Source organism: Chelatococcus caeni, from assembly GCF_014196925.1.
Classification (GTDB): Bacteria; Pseudomonadota; Alphaproteobacteria; order Rhizobiales; family Beijerinckiaceae; genus Chelatococcus_A; species Chelatococcus_A caeni.
This window is the reverse complement of record NZ_JACIEN010000001.1, coordinates 437,040-449,517: the sequence shown is the minus strand read 5'-3', so window position 1 is coordinate 449,517 and position 12,478 is coordinate 437,040. Positions and strand designations below refer to the sequence as shown.

Genomic DNA, 12,478 nt, shown 5'->3' with positions numbered 1-12,478 from the left:
CCTCACAGGGTTGAGAAGGCGAGCGCGCCGGCGGATTCGAGCGCGAGCTCGAAGGTGACCTCGCCGGCGTGGTCGCCGCGGTATTCGAGCGCGGTGACCTGGAAAGGCCCCTCGATCGTGCCGAAATCCGGCACCACGACCTGCCAGGGGCGGATGTCGTCGTCGAAGAAGAGCTCGCGGACATAGGCGTCGGACGCCTCGTCCTTGAAGATGCCGGAGCCGCTGATGCCGGCCCGGCGCACGCCGGCACCGGCGAGCAATTCGCGCCAGCGGCCTGCCGATTCCGCGTGCGTGACGTCCACCGTCTCGGCGTTGAAGGCGATCTGCCGGGCCCTGAGGCCCGCGACCGTGACGAAAGTGCCGCCGATGTCGAGCTTCAGCAGCAGGTCCTTGCCTTTCTGGGCACCCATGTCGTGTCGTCTCCGATTGGTCGATGGCACCGGCGTCACGGCGCCGGCAGGCGCTCCGTCACCGCCCTGAGGCGCAGCGTCACGCGCGAGCGGTCGGCGCGCTCGTCGCGGCGCGCCTCGGTCTCGACGGTGCGCAGGTTCACGAGCCGGTGGCCGTCGAGCGGCAGCGACGCTTCGCTGAGCAGCGCGTCGATGCGCCCGGCGCTTTCGAGGGCGCTGCGGGCGCCGCCGGCACGAGCCCAGACGGTGAGCGTGATGTCGTGCTCCTCACCTCGATCGGTGCCGGTCGACCAGTCGCGCGCCTTCCACGGGCCGATGACGCAGTAGAGGCCGTCGAGCCCCCGCGGCGTCTCGTCGAAGATGCGCGCCCCGCCGAGGCGGGCGACGAGATCGGCGTCGCCAGTGAGGCGCGAGACGATCGTCTCGCGCAGCGCGATGTGGGACGGCTTCACGGCATCACCTCCTGCAGCGTGCATACGAGCCGGCGCCGGCGCCCGTCGGGATCGACGGCCGACAGCACGGCGAAGGACCGCCCGCCGATGGCGAAGCGGCAGGTGCCGTCGACATCGCCGCGCCAGCGCATCTCGGCCCGGAAGCGGGCGGCGAGATCGCGCCGGTCGGCGTGCTCCCGCTCGTCGCTGCCCGCCGTCACGCCGTCGAGCGAGCACCACAGATGACCGGCCGGCTCGAAAGCGCGAACGACGCCGCCGGTGCCGTCCGGCGTCTCGTGCGGCCGCAGCAGCGCCGCACGGTGGCGCAGGCGGCCGAGGGGAAGGTCGGCCATGTCACAGCCTCATCCGGCGCCAGGGGGCGAGAAGGGCGACGACATCCGGCGGCAAGGGCGGCTTGCCCGCCACCGGCGCATCGCCCCGGTTCTCGAACCAGTGCGCGGTCAGCAGGCGCACGGCCTGGCGCAGCGGCCCGGGCACGTCGTCGGCACCGCCGTAGCCGAGCCGCACATCGACCTCGACGGCGGCGGGCGAAGCTGCGAGCCGACCGAAAAGAAGGGCGTCGCGCTCGACGGTGGCGGCGGGTGCAACGATGCCGTCCGGCAAGGCGAGCGGGGCACCGATCGCGTCGCGACCGTGCACGGCCAGCACGGCATCGACCGGGGCCATCGGCAGGCGCAGCACGCCGATCCCGGGCCAGGCACCGAGCACGAAGCGCCAGGTCTGGGAGACGAGCGCGAGCCCGCTCACGGCCTCGACCGTCAGCCGCGCCGAGGTGACGAGCGCCGCGAGGAGCCCGTCCTCAGCCGTGTCGTCGAGGCGCAGGAAGGCCTTTGCCTCGTCGAGCGGCACCGGCTCCTCGGCCGGCGGCTCCAGCAGAATGGGTGTCATGGAAACCTCGAAACTGAGCGCACCCCCTTGCGCCGGCCGGAGCCGCCGCTAAGGCTGGCGCGGCCAATGAAAGGACTGCTCGTGAAACGGCTCCTGCCCCGCGCCGCCCGGCGGCTCACCCGGATGACCTGCGTGTTCGCCGGCCTTCTGGCCTCCGCACTGGTGCCGGCCGAAGCCGTCATCGGCGGGCGGGAGGATGCGGGGCCGCTCGCTGAGGCGAGCGTCATGGTGCTGAACGCGCGCGGCGGCGTGTGCAGCGGCATCGTGCTCGCGCCCGATGCGGTGCTGACCGCGGCCCATTGCGTGACGGGGGCGGACGCCTATCGCGTGCACTTCCGCGACGGGGCCGGCGAGCCGGTGCTGATCGTGCCGCGGGAGGTCATCATCCACCCGCGCTACGACCGTGACGCCATCAAGGCCCGGCGGCAATCGGTCGATCTCGCCCTCGTGCGGCTGCCGGAGCCGCTGCCGCCCACGTTCGCGGCGGCGACCCTGTCGCGCGCGGCGGCGCCACGCGAGGGCGCCCCGATGACGCTCGGCGGCTGGGGCGTCGCCGCCGAGGGCGACCACCGCAGCACCGGCACCTTCCGCGCGCTCGATATGTCCGTCGTCGAACCCTACGGGCCGGGACGGATCCTCGTCTGGCTCGCCAACGGGCCGAAGCGCCGCGGCGGTGCCTGCGACGGCGATTCCGGCGGCCCCATCGCCGATGCCGCCGGCCTCGTCGTCGCCGTGACGGGCTTTGCCCGCGGCGAGGGCCGCGACCGTTGCGGGCTGATGACGCAGGGCACGCTCGTCGCGCCCGAGCGCGCCTTCATCGACGGCACGCTCAGGCGCTGGGGACGCGAGGCCAACTGGGCCGAGTGACGCCCGCCTACGCGGAGAAGGTCAGCAGCTTGATGGCGTCGAAATCCTGCACGCCGCCGCCGACGCGCTTCGTCGTGTAGAAGAGCACGTAAGGCTTGGCGGAATAGGGATCGCGCAGTACGCGCACGCCGGCACGGTCGACGACGAGGTAGCCGCGCCGGAAGTCGCCGAAGGCGACCGCCGCGGCATCGGCCGCGATGTCCGGCATGTCCTCGGCCTCGACGACGGGGAAGGACATGAGCGACGCCTGCTGGCCTGCACCGGCCGGCGGCTGCCAGAGATACCGGCCCTCCTCGTCCTTCATCCTGCGGATGACGCTCTGCGTCTTGCGGTTGAGCACGAAGGAGGCGTTCTGGCGGTAGCCCGCCTTGAGCGCGTGGACGAGGTCGATGAGCACGTCGGCCGGAGCCTCCTCCCAAAAGGCGCCGGCAACCCCGGTCGCGATGGTGCCGATATGGCCCCAGCTCCAGCTCTGGTTGGCGACGCGGTCGTAGGCGAGGAAGCCCTTGGGCTTGTTGATGCCGTCGCCGTTGACGAAGGCCGCTCCCTCCTGCTCGGCGAAGGCCGTCTCCACCTCCTCGGCGAGCCAGGCGTCGATGTCGACCACCGCATCGTCGAGCAGCGTCTGCGTCGCGGCCGGCATGGCGTAGAGCTCCATGGCCGGGAAGGACTGCTCGGCGAGCGTCGGGCCGCTCGTCTGCGGCCGGGGCGCCTCTTCGCCGACCCAGCCGGTAGCCGGCCCCGCCGTGGCAACGGCGCGCTTGTAGGTGCCGGTCGAGATCACGCGCACCGAGGCGATGGCGCGGATGGGGGAGACGGCGGCGAGGCGGCGCAGCACCTCGCTTTCCACCTGCGCCGGCACCAGGTAGCCGCCGTCGGGACCGGAGCCGGCGCTGAGCGCCTTTTCCTCCAGTGCCTTGAGGCCGCCGGCCTCGCCGGTGCGGACATAGGCGTCGAAGGCGCTCTTGTGCTCGCCGACCAGCGGCGCCGCCGGCTCGCTCGCGCCGCCGAGCGGCGGCCGGCGCGCATCGAGGGCCAGCCGGTCGAGCCGGCTCCTGGCCTCGTCGAGCGCCGCATCGATACGGGCGAGCTTCTCCTCGACGAGGACGTCGACCGGGCGCCGGGTTTCCAGCGCGCCGAGGCGCTGATCGTTGGTCTCCTTGAAAGCCTCGAAGGCACGCGAGAAATCCTCGAAGGCCGCGCCGACATCGGTGCCGAGCGCCTTCGTCTCCGGAGCGTCGTTCATGCAAGGGTCCTTTCGCTTGGATTGATGCGGCGCGCGGCGTCCCGGATGAGGCGCGCGAGGCCGCCGGCATCGGCGCCCTGCGCCGCGGCCTTGTGGTAGCTGGGGCGCGCGATGACCCGCGCCCCCGGCTGCATGGGGAAGGTGACGAGCGAGATCTCCCACAGGTCGAGCTCGAGGATGCGACGCACCCGGCCGGCCGCATCGTTGACCGCCCGCCGTGCGCGGAAGCCGATGGAGAGGCCGTCGAGGCCGCCCTCCGCGATCAGGCTCGCGATCTCGCGGGCGCGGGCGACACCGGCGTTGAGCCGTCCGCGCACGAAGAGGCCGTGCACGTCCTCGCGCAGGGCCAGCCATGTGCCGATGGGCTGGGCGGCATCGTGCTGGAAGAGCATGCGGATGCCGCCGGCACCGCGACGGGCGAGGCTCGCCGCGAAGGCACCGCGCTCGACGACGTCCCGGCCGAGATCCGGCACGCCGAAGCGGCTCGCATAGCCCTCGAAGACCAGAGGATCGTCGTCCGGCCGGGAGGGGCCCGGCACGATCGCGCCGGCGCTCACGTGGCCGGTCCCGGTTGAGCGGGAGGCGCCGCGCCGCGGCGGCGCTCGCCGTCGAGCCTCTCGAGCGTGCGGACGAAGCCGGCGATCGTCTCCTTGAAGCGCGTCTCCCCGGCGCGCGCCGTCACCCGCGGCTCGGCGCGCGGGCGCGCCGGGCCGTTCGATCGCTTGCGGCTCATGGATCGTCTCCCGAATAGCGTCTGTTGAAGCGCGCGAGCTCGCGCACGAAATGGTCGAAGCGCCGGTTCGCCGCCGCGAGCTCGCGCAGCACGATGGCGAGCATGGCGGAGGCGCCGCTCGCCCACAGGAACAGCGCCAGATGGGCGAGGTCGCCGCGCGCGATGATGCTGTCCGTCACGGCGTCCATCGCAGGCCTCATTCGTTCTGGGGAAGGCGCTCGCGCCGCCCGTAGCCGACGGCCTCGCGCTTCTCGTCCTCGCTCAGGAAATCGGCGGAGGAGATGCGCCGCCACAGGGCCTCGCGCTCGCCCGCCAGGGCGTCGATGCGGTCGAGGTCGACCTCGAAGCGCAGTTCGCCGCCGAAAGCCGGCGCGAGCCAATGCGCGACGCTCGCCGCCGCGCGCTGGGCGAGCGGGATGACCGTCTGGCGCCAGAAGGAGCGGTTGGCCTCGGCGAAATTCGCGTAGGTGTTGTCGCCCGGCAGGCCGAGCAGCATCGGCGGCACGCCGAAGGCGAGCGCGATCTCCCGCGCCGCCGCGGCCTTGGCCTCCACGAAGTCCATGTCCTTCGGCGACAGCGACAGCGGCCGCCAGTCGAGCCCGCCGTCGAGCAGCAATGGCCGGCCGGCATTGTCCCGCCCCTGGAACTGCTGCTCGAGCTCGCCCTTCAGGCGCTCGAACTGCGCATCGGTGAGGCCGACACCGTCCGGCCCCTTGTAGACGAGCGCGCCCGAGGGACGGGCGGCGTTGTCGAGGAGCGCCTTGTTCCAGGCGCTTGCGGCATTGTGGATGTCGACGGCCCCGGCCGCCGCCTCCATCGGCGAAAGGCCGTAGTGGTCGTCGACGGGATTGAACAGGCGCAGGTGCAGCACGGGTTCGACGGGGCTGCCCTCGCGGCGCGCCAGGCGCACCGTGCGTCCGCCCACCGTATAGTCATAGGCCGCGGGCCAGCCGTCGCCGCCGGGCACGACGCGCATGCGGTCGGGCCGCAGCACGTAGAGCTCCCGCGGCGCCTCACCGATGCACACCGCCTCCGCATAGGCATTGCCGGCGACGAGCAGGTGGCTGAACAGGCTCTCCAGGAACGAGCCGCCGTCCTCGCGCGGGTTCGGCCGCCGGACGAGATCGAGCAGCGGGTGCCGCTCGGGTTCCGTGGCGCCGTCGTGCAGGACCCACGGCACCGAGGCGGCGGCCTCCGCCACCAGCTTCACGCAGCGGTGCACGACGGGATTGCGCGAAAAGCCCTCGCGGGCGAGCGCCTCGAACTCGCGCGACGTCCAGACCGGCCGGCCGACGCCGTAGATCGCGAGAAGGGGCGCAACGCGCGAGGCTTTCGTCTCCGGGACGGCGTCGGCAAGGCGCGCGGGGGCGCGCCGCCGCGTCCAGCGGTCGATCCAGGCTGCCATCATGTCGTCTCTCGTCGGGTAACAGTCAGATGCGGCGCACGCGCGGCCCCGAGCCGCTGGCGCCGATGAGGGCGGTCGCCGCCCAGACCATCGCGTCGAGCCGGTCGGGCGAGCGCCCGCTCGTCAGGCCGCCCGGCCCGAAATCGGTCATCTCGTCCTCGAGCGCCGGAAAGGCGCCACGGAATTTCAGCCGCCCCTGCGCCGACAAGGCGGCGATGGGCTCGGCCCGCAGGTATTTGCCGCGCGTTGCCCTGACGCTGGTGACCGGAACAGTGGGATCGACGTCGCGCAGCACGGCGGCGGCCATCTCGCCGCCCTGGTTGACCTCGACGACGAGGGCGTCGGCCTCGTGCCGATGATAGGCCGCGATGGCGGCTTCCGCCCAGGCGAGCGGCCTGGCGCGCGGCAGCGTCGCATCCTCCAGCACGTAGATCGTCCGCGCACCGTCACAGCCGGCGGCAACGATGCCGCAGGCGTCGGCCCGCCGGCCCGAGGAGGCCGGCGGATCGACGGCGACGACGACCCGCTCCAGAGGCGGCGTCTCGTCGATGCGCGCGGCCTCGATCATGGCCCGCGACCAGAGGGCGTCGGCCCTCTCCTCGATGAGTTCACCGTCGAGTTCCTGCCGTCCGAGGCGGGTGCCGGCGTAGCGGCCGACCACCGCCTCGAGGAAGGCGGGCGCCAGGTTCAGTGCGTTTTCGTGCGTCGCCGCGCGGGAGAGCGCCGTGCGCGCATCGCCCATCAGCCGCTTCAGGAGCGGCATGGCACGGGGCGTCGTGGTGACGACCTCGCGCGGGCGTGTCCCGAGGCGCAGGCCGAACTGCAGCATGTCCCACGTCTCCTCGGCATGGCGCCATTTGCACAATTCGTCCGCCCAGGCCGCGGCGAACTGCGGTCCGCGCAGCGCGTCCGGATCCTCCGCCGAGAAGACCATGGCCACCGCTCCGTTCGGCCATTCGAGCCGGCGGCGGGTGGGGATCCATTGCGGCCGCTCGTCGCGCGGATGCACCGCGAGCAGGCCGGAGACGCCCTCGACCATGACGTCGCGGACGTCTGCCATCGTCTCGCCGACGAGGGCGATCGGCGAGACGGGAGCCCCGTCGCAGCCGAGGGCCTGCGCCCTCACCCATTCGGCGCCCGTGCGCGTCTTGCCCGCGCCGCGCCCGCCGAGCACCAGCCAGACCGTCCATTCGCCGGGCGGCGGCATCTGGTCCGGCCGGGCGAAGAAGGGCCAGTGATGCGCGATCCAGCGCAGCAGCGGCTCGTCACAACGGCTGAGCAGGGTCGGCAGCGCCCCGCTCCTCGCGCAGTCGATCAAGCTTGCGCGCAAGCTCGCGTCGGAAATCATCGAGCTCGCGGAATGCGCCGCCATCCTCGTCTCCCTCCCGCCCGGCCGCCTTGCCGCCGGCCTCGGCGGAGAATTCCGTCAGTTCGCGCAGGGTGCGGGCCAGCGTCGCCAGCGCCCGGGCATCGCGCTCGGCCCCGGCGGCATCGCCGCGCACCGTCTTCGCCCGCGCCTCGATCTCGCGCACCTGCCGCTCGGCAGCGCGCCACAGGCGTGCCACGAGCGTCGAGCGCCGCTTCGCCTCGCCGGCGCAGCGGCTTCTGCCGGCGCTCATCCGGCCGGCGGCGTCACCATCATCTGTCGTCATGCGGGTTCTGCCTCGTTCGCAACGATGCTCCGACCGACCCCGGAGGGCAGCGAAGCGGCATCGGCGATGGGAAAGGAATGAACCGACCGGAGGGGCCCATCGGGCGCAGATCCGGAGCATGCATGAACACTATCCTATGACCGCCCGCAAGTCAATGATTAAATTCCTAATAAGCGATCGCGCATTCACGTTCGGGTGAATCCAGCACGGTTCGGGCTTGCGCGACCGGCGCCTCGCAAGGTTCGGTCAATGCACGGCGTTCAAATGTCTTCAGCGTTCGGTGCAATGTCGCGGCAGGCGATCAGGGGCATGGTCCGGCCCGCCACGGCCTGGAACTTTCGCGCGGCGTGGGCCATTCACCATTCCGGCTGGGTCTGCACCCCGGCCCCATTGTCGGCATTTTCACGTTCGATACGAACCGAAAGCAACGATCGAGGTGACATCACATGCATTCCATCAGCCGCCGCTCGTTCCTGATCGGCGCGCCGGCAGCGCTGGCCGCCTGCACGACGACGGCTCCGCCCCCGGTAGCGCAGGGGCCCAGCATCGACCCGATGTACTTCGACATGTATGACGAGATCACCACCGAACCCTACTCGGTCCCGGCGGTCGACCTCACGCAGATCAATCCCACCTTCCTGCGCCAGGTGGTGTCCTTCGCCGGCCCTCAGGAAGCCGGCACGATCGTCGTCGATCCCTACCGCCATTTCCTCTACCTCGTGATGGAGGGCGGACAGGCCATGCGCTACGGCGTCGGCGTGGGACGCGAGGGCTTCGGCTGGAGCGGCAATGCCACCATCCGCCGCAAGGCCGCCTGGCCCACCTGGACGCCGCCCGCCTCGATGATTCGCCGTCAGCCGGAGCTCGCCGAATGGGCGGCCGGCATGCCCGGCGGCATGGACAACCCGCTCGGCGCCCGCGCGCTCTATCTGTACCAGGGGGACCGTGACACGCTCTACCGCATCCACGGCACCAACGAGCCGTGGTCGATCGGCCAGTCCGTATCGAGCGGCTGCATCCGCCTCATCAACCAGGACATCATCGACCTCCACCGCCGCGTCCCCATCGGCACGCGGGTCACGGTGCTCAGCTCCGGCAGCCCGCGGGTGGCATCGAACGACGCGGTGGCTCCCTTCCCGGGCGACGATGGCGTCAACCCCGACCTCGCGGTCACCGACATTCCCGAGATCGACGGCCAGGCGCAGATCGCCGTCTGGCGTTGATGCCTCTGCAAGGACGGAAGAAATACGATGAAGCGGCATGCGGGGCGGAGGCACAAGGCTGCCCGATAGGCTATACCGGTCGCCCACATCGGGAGATTGCCATGAAACCGATTCCGTTGCCGCTTTCAGGATCGTGCCGCTGCGGGCGCGTGGAGATCCGCGTGACGAAGCCGCCGCTCGCGACCAGCGCCTGCCACTGCCGGGGCTGCCAGAAGATGTCGTCCTCGGCCTATTCGCTGACGGCGATCATTCCCGCCGACGGCTTCGCGGTGACGAAGGGCGATCCGGTGATCGGCGGCCTGCACGGGCCCGATGTCCACCACTATTTCTGCGGCCACTGCATGACGTGGATGTTCACGAAGCCGGAGGGCATGGACTGGTTCGTCAACGTGCGGCCGACGCTGTTCGACGATACCAGCTGGTTCCGGCCGTTCATGGAAACCTACACATCGGCGAAGCTGCCGTTCGCGGAGACGGGCGCTGTGGAGAGCTTCGAGACCTTCCCGGAAATGGACCAGTATGAAGGACTGGTGAAGGCCTATGCGGAATGGGCGGGGTAGGCAAGGAGCCCCCGCGCATCCGGCCTGACGTTCAAGGTACTTTTCGGCAGCGGGCAGCATTGCCTCGAGGGCCGGTGAGCGACGCGAAGGTTTTCTTCGTCCCGTTTCCTGTCCGGGCGCCCAGCCCGGACGGCGAAGCCCCAGCCCAGCTAGCGCGGCCCGGACCTTCGGGCCGCCTTGGGCACGCGCATCGGCCAGGTCACGATGTAATCGACGATGTCGTCGAGGCTGACGTCGTCCTCGCTGGCCGAGACGCGGCCGCGCACGGAGACGCCGGCCATGTGCACCGTCTCCGGATCGCCCGAGACGAGCGGATGCCACCAGTAGAGGTCGCTTCCCTCGCGCACCAGGCGATAGGCGCAGGTCGGCGGCAGCCAGGTGAGCGTGCGCACCACGTCCGGCGTCAGGCGCACGCAATCGGGGACGATGCCCTGGCGCTCGGGGTAGTTGCGGCACCGGCAGCTCTCGCCGTCGAGCAGCGTGCAGCCGACGTCGGTGAAGAGGATGTCGCCGCTGTCCTCGTCCTCCAGCTTGACGAGGCAGCAGCGGCCGCAGCCGTCGCACAGGCTCTCCCATTCGCCGGCCGTCATCTCCTCCAGCGTCTTGAGGCGCCAGAACGGCGTGTCGTCCTTCATGCGTGCCCGGCCGGCCTCTGGCCGCCCCTTTCGTTGTCCTGAATGTGCGAATGCACCTTTTGCTTTAGCCTCCGTCGCGCAATACGATAAGTGCTGCTATCAGCAGAATGAGGCGCCGGATCGGCGTCTTATATTCGCGTCCGGACTTAAGAGTAGACCACCGTGGCATTCTTCGGCGAGACGACGCTTCTGATGCGCATCAAGCGCGCCGCGCTCGCAGTCGATTCGTGGATCGATGCCTCCCTCTACACCGCCGGCCAGCGCGCGGGCGAGGCGTGGGTGAATTTTTCCAGCCTGTTCGACCGTTTCGCCGTGCGCGGCGGCTGGCGTCTTGCGTTCGAAGGCGCCAGCGAGGCCGTGAACATCGGCACGGCCGGTTGCGTCGTCATGCTGGCGCTCGCCCTGCCCGCCTTCCGCGAGACGAGCGAGGACTGGCTGAAGCAGCAGGAGCTGGCCGTCACCTTCCTCGATCGCTACGGCAACGAAGTCGGCAAGCGGGGCATCCTGCACGACGATTCCCTCAAGCTCGAGGAATTGCCCGACCACCTGATCAAGGCGGTTCTGGCGACCGAGGACCGCCGCTTCTACAGCCATTTCGGCATCGACTTCATCGGCACCATGCGCGCCCTGTCGGCGAACGCCCGCGCCTCGGGCGTGGTGCAGGGCGGCTCGTCCATCACGCAGCAGCTCGCCAAGAACCTCTTCCTCAACAACGAGCGCTCCATCGAGCGCAAGGTCAAGGAAGCCTTCCTCGCCGTCTGGCTCGAGACGCGCCTCACCAAGAACGAGATCCTCAAGCTGTATCTCGACCGGGCCTATATGGGCGGCGGCACCTTCGGCGTCGCGGCGGCGGCGGAGTTCTACTTCGGCAAGAACGTCAAGGACATCAGCATCGCGGAGGCGGCGATGCTGGCCGGCCTCTTCAAGGCGCCGACGCGCTTTGCACCGCACGTCAACCTGCCGGCGGCGCGCGCCCGCGCCAACGACGTGCTCGCCAACATGGTCGAGGCCGGCTTCATCTCCGAAGGCCAGATGCTGTCGGCGCGGCGCAACCCGGCGACGCCCGTGGACCGGCATCGCGACCTCAGCCCCGACTATTATCTCGACTGGGCCTTCGGCGAGGTGCAGAAGATGGCGCGCGACGGCCTGTTCGGCCCCGAACGCGTGCTCACCGTCAAGACGCCGCTCGACCCGGCCATCCAGAAGCGCGCGGAGGAAGCCCTCGAAAACGGCCTGCGCCAGCACGGCAAGACCTATGGCGCGAAGCAGGGCGCCATCGTCGTGCTCGACCCGGACGGGGCGGCGCGCGCCATGGTTGGCGGCCGCGACTACGGCACGAGCCAGTTCAACCGGGCGACGGATGCCCTTCGCCAGCCCGGGTCCGCCTTCAAGCCCTTCGTCTATACCGCGGCGCTCGCCGCGGGGCTCTACAAGCCGAACAGCACCGTCGTCGACGCGCCGGTGTGCATCGGCAACTGGTGCCCCAACAACTACACCCGCTCCTATGCCGGGGCGATGCCGCTCACCTCGGCCCTGGCGCGCTCGATCAACACCATTCCGGTGCGCATGTCGCTGGCGCTCGGCAAGGGCAATGCCAAGGCCGGGCGCGCCAAGATCATCGAGATGTGCCGGGCCATGGGGCTGACGACCGAGCTGAAGGATACGACCTCCCTGCCGATCGGCGCCGCCGAGGTGACGGTCCTCGACATGGCGGCCGGCTATGCCGTCCTCGCCAACGGGGGGCGGCGCGCCCGGCCCTATGTCGCGCTCGACGTGCGCAACAACCACGGCGAGACGATCTGGCGCCACGACGCCAATGCGAAGCCGGCCGAGCAGGTGGTGGCGACCTCCGTGGTCGCGGACATGAATTTCATGCTGAACAAGGTGGTGGAGGCCGGCACCGGCCGCCGCGCCATCATCGAGGGCCTGCAGGCCGCCGGCAAGACCGGCACGACCAACGCCTATCGCGACGCCTGGTTCGTCGGCTACTCGCGGCGTCTCGTCACGGCCGTATGGTTCGGCAACGACGATTACACCTCGACCAACCGGATGACCGGCGGCACCCTGCCGGCGATGACCTGGCGCGAAGTGATGGCCTTCGCGCATCAGGGCTCCGAAGCCGAAACCGGCCTGCTGCCCGGCCTCGACGGCGGGGCCGGCGCCGTCGCCCAGGCCGGCGACAACAAGGATGCCGGCGCCACCCCGTCGAGCGGCGGCAATCTCTCCCGGCGCTCGTTCGAAGTCATCGAGAGCATCGGCAACCTCCTGCGCCAGCCGGCGCGTCCGGACCGGCAAGCCACCGACGCCCGGGCCGGGGGATCGGCCCAGATGGCGCAGGACGGCGTGCGGGCGCTCGGCGGGCGCATCGCCCTTCCCTGAGACGCTGCAGTGATCACCCAAGCCGATG

General features: G+C 70.8%; 16 protein-coding genes. 4 read left to right on the top strand and 12 right to left on the bottom strand.

What is annotated here, in order from left to right; all coding sequences use genetic code 11:
* Positions 1–2 precede the first annotated feature (2 nt).
* The 4 genes from GGR16_RS02255 to GGR16_RS02240 are packed head-to-tail and all read right to left on the bottom strand — an operon-like array spanning position 3 to position 1,750.
* Entirely contained in the window at positions 3–410 is a 408-nt protein-coding gene (locus tag GGR16_RS02255) for a phage major tail protein, TP901-1 family (RefSeq protein WP_063187544.1), read from the bottom strand.
* A gap of 35 nt (positions 411–445) precedes the next feature.
* A complete protein-coding gene (locus GGR16_RS02250; protein WP_019401024.1) occupies positions 446–862 on the bottom strand; it encodes a DUF3168 domain-containing protein in 417 nt (138 codons plus the stop codon).
* The gene (locus tag GGR16_RS02245) at positions 859–1,194 is read right to left on the bottom strand and encodes a phage head closure protein (RefSeq protein ID WP_183315591.1); all 336 of its coding nucleotides are present in this window, start codon (positions 1,192–1,194) and stop codon (positions 859–861) included. Before GGR16_RS02245 ends, GGR16_RS02250 begins: the two co-directional genes overlap by 4 nt.
* A 1-nt stretch (position 1,195) precedes the next feature.
* A complete protein-coding gene (locus GGR16_RS02240; RefSeq protein WP_183315590.1) occupies positions 1,196–1,750 on the bottom strand; it encodes a head-tail connector protein in 555 nt (184 codons plus the stop codon).
* 66 nt (positions 1,751–1,816) lie between these two features.
* Between GGR16_RS02240 and GGR16_RS02235 the strand changes: the two genes are divergently transcribed.
* Entirely contained in the window at positions 1,817–2,617 is an 801-nt protein-coding gene (locus tag GGR16_RS02235) for a S1 family peptidase (RefSeq protein ID WP_246372777.1), read from the top strand.
* A gap of 7 nt (positions 2,618–2,624) precedes the next feature.
* Here the strand turns inward: GGR16_RS02235 and GGR16_RS02230 are convergent, their stop codons facing one another.
* Genes GGR16_RS02230 through GGR16_RS02200 form a run of 7 tightly spaced genes read right to left on the bottom strand, consistent with a single transcriptional unit; the run spans position 2,625 to position 7,653 of the window.
* Positions 2,625–3,863 carry a phage major capsid protein gene (locus GGR16_RS02230; protein ID WP_183315589.1) on the bottom strand — a complete coding sequence of 413 codons (1,239 nt, stop codon included), beginning with the start codon at positions 3,861–3,863 and terminating at the stop codon, positions 2,625–2,627.
* Positions 3,860–4,420 (bottom strand): HK97 family phage prohead protease, encoded by a 561-nt coding sequence (locus tag GGR16_RS02225; protein WP_343059496.1) that lies wholly within the window; start codon positions 4,418–4,420, stop codon positions 3,860–3,862. The genes GGR16_RS02230 and GGR16_RS02225 overlap by 4 nt, the downstream gene beginning before the upstream one ends.
* A complete protein-coding gene (locus GGR16_RS02220) occupies positions 4,417–4,596 on the bottom strand; it encodes a hypothetical protein (protein ID WP_183315588.1) in 180 nt (59 codons plus the stop codon). Before GGR16_RS02220 ends, GGR16_RS02225 begins: the two co-directional genes overlap by 4 nt.
* Positions 4,593–4,784, bottom strand: a complete 192-nt coding sequence (locus tag GGR16_RS02215) for a hypothetical protein (protein ID WP_055459110.1) — start codon at positions 4,782–4,784, stop codon at positions 4,593–4,595. The genes GGR16_RS02220 and GGR16_RS02215 overlap by 4 nt, the downstream gene beginning before the upstream one ends.
* 8 nt (positions 4,785–4,792) lie before the next feature.
* Positions 4,793–6,004: a phage portal protein gene (locus tag GGR16_RS02210; RefSeq protein ID WP_183315587.1), complete on the bottom strand. Its 1,212-nt coding sequence runs from the start codon at positions 6,002–6,004 to the stop codon at positions 4,793–4,795.
* A gap of 22 nt (positions 6,005–6,026) precedes the next feature.
* Positions 6,027–7,349: a DNA-packaging protein gene (locus GGR16_RS02205; RefSeq protein WP_053193783.1), complete on the bottom strand. Its 1,323-nt coding sequence runs from the start codon at positions 7,347–7,349 to the stop codon at positions 6,027–6,029.
* Entirely contained in the window at positions 7,267–7,653 is a 387-nt protein-coding gene (locus GGR16_RS02200; RefSeq protein ID WP_083861181.1) for a hypothetical protein, read from the bottom strand. Before GGR16_RS02200 ends, GGR16_RS02205 begins: the two co-directional genes overlap by 83 nt.
* A 446-nt stretch (positions 7,654–8,099) precedes the next feature.
* Between GGR16_RS02200 and GGR16_RS02195 the strand changes: the two genes are divergently transcribed.
* Positions 8,100–8,876 carry a L,D-transpeptidase gene (locus GGR16_RS02195; protein WP_019400424.1) on the top strand — a complete coding sequence of 259 codons (777 nt, stop codon included), beginning with the start codon at positions 8,100–8,102 and terminating at the stop codon, positions 8,874–8,876.
* 101 nt (positions 8,877–8,977) lie between these two features.
* A complete protein-coding gene (locus GGR16_RS02190) occupies positions 8,978–9,436 on the top strand; it encodes a GFA family protein (protein WP_183315586.1) in 459 nt (152 codons plus the stop codon).
* A gap of 149 nt (positions 9,437–9,585) precedes the next feature.
* Here the strand turns inward: GGR16_RS02190 and GGR16_RS02185 are convergent, their stop codons facing one another.
* Positions 9,586–10,071, bottom strand: a complete 486-nt coding sequence (locus GGR16_RS02185) for a YcgN family cysteine cluster protein (protein WP_019400426.1) — start codon at positions 10,069–10,071, stop codon at positions 9,586–9,588.
* A gap of 192 nt (positions 10,072–10,263) precedes the next feature.
* Between GGR16_RS02185 and GGR16_RS02180 the strand changes: the two genes are divergently transcribed.
* On the top strand, positions 10,264–12,450 hold the full coding sequence (locus tag GGR16_RS02180) for a transglycosylase domain-containing protein (RefSeq protein ID WP_210289447.1): 2,187 nt from the start codon (positions 10,264–10,266) through the stop codon (positions 12,448–12,450).
* The last annotated feature ends 28 nt before the right edge of the window (positions 12,451–12,478 follow it).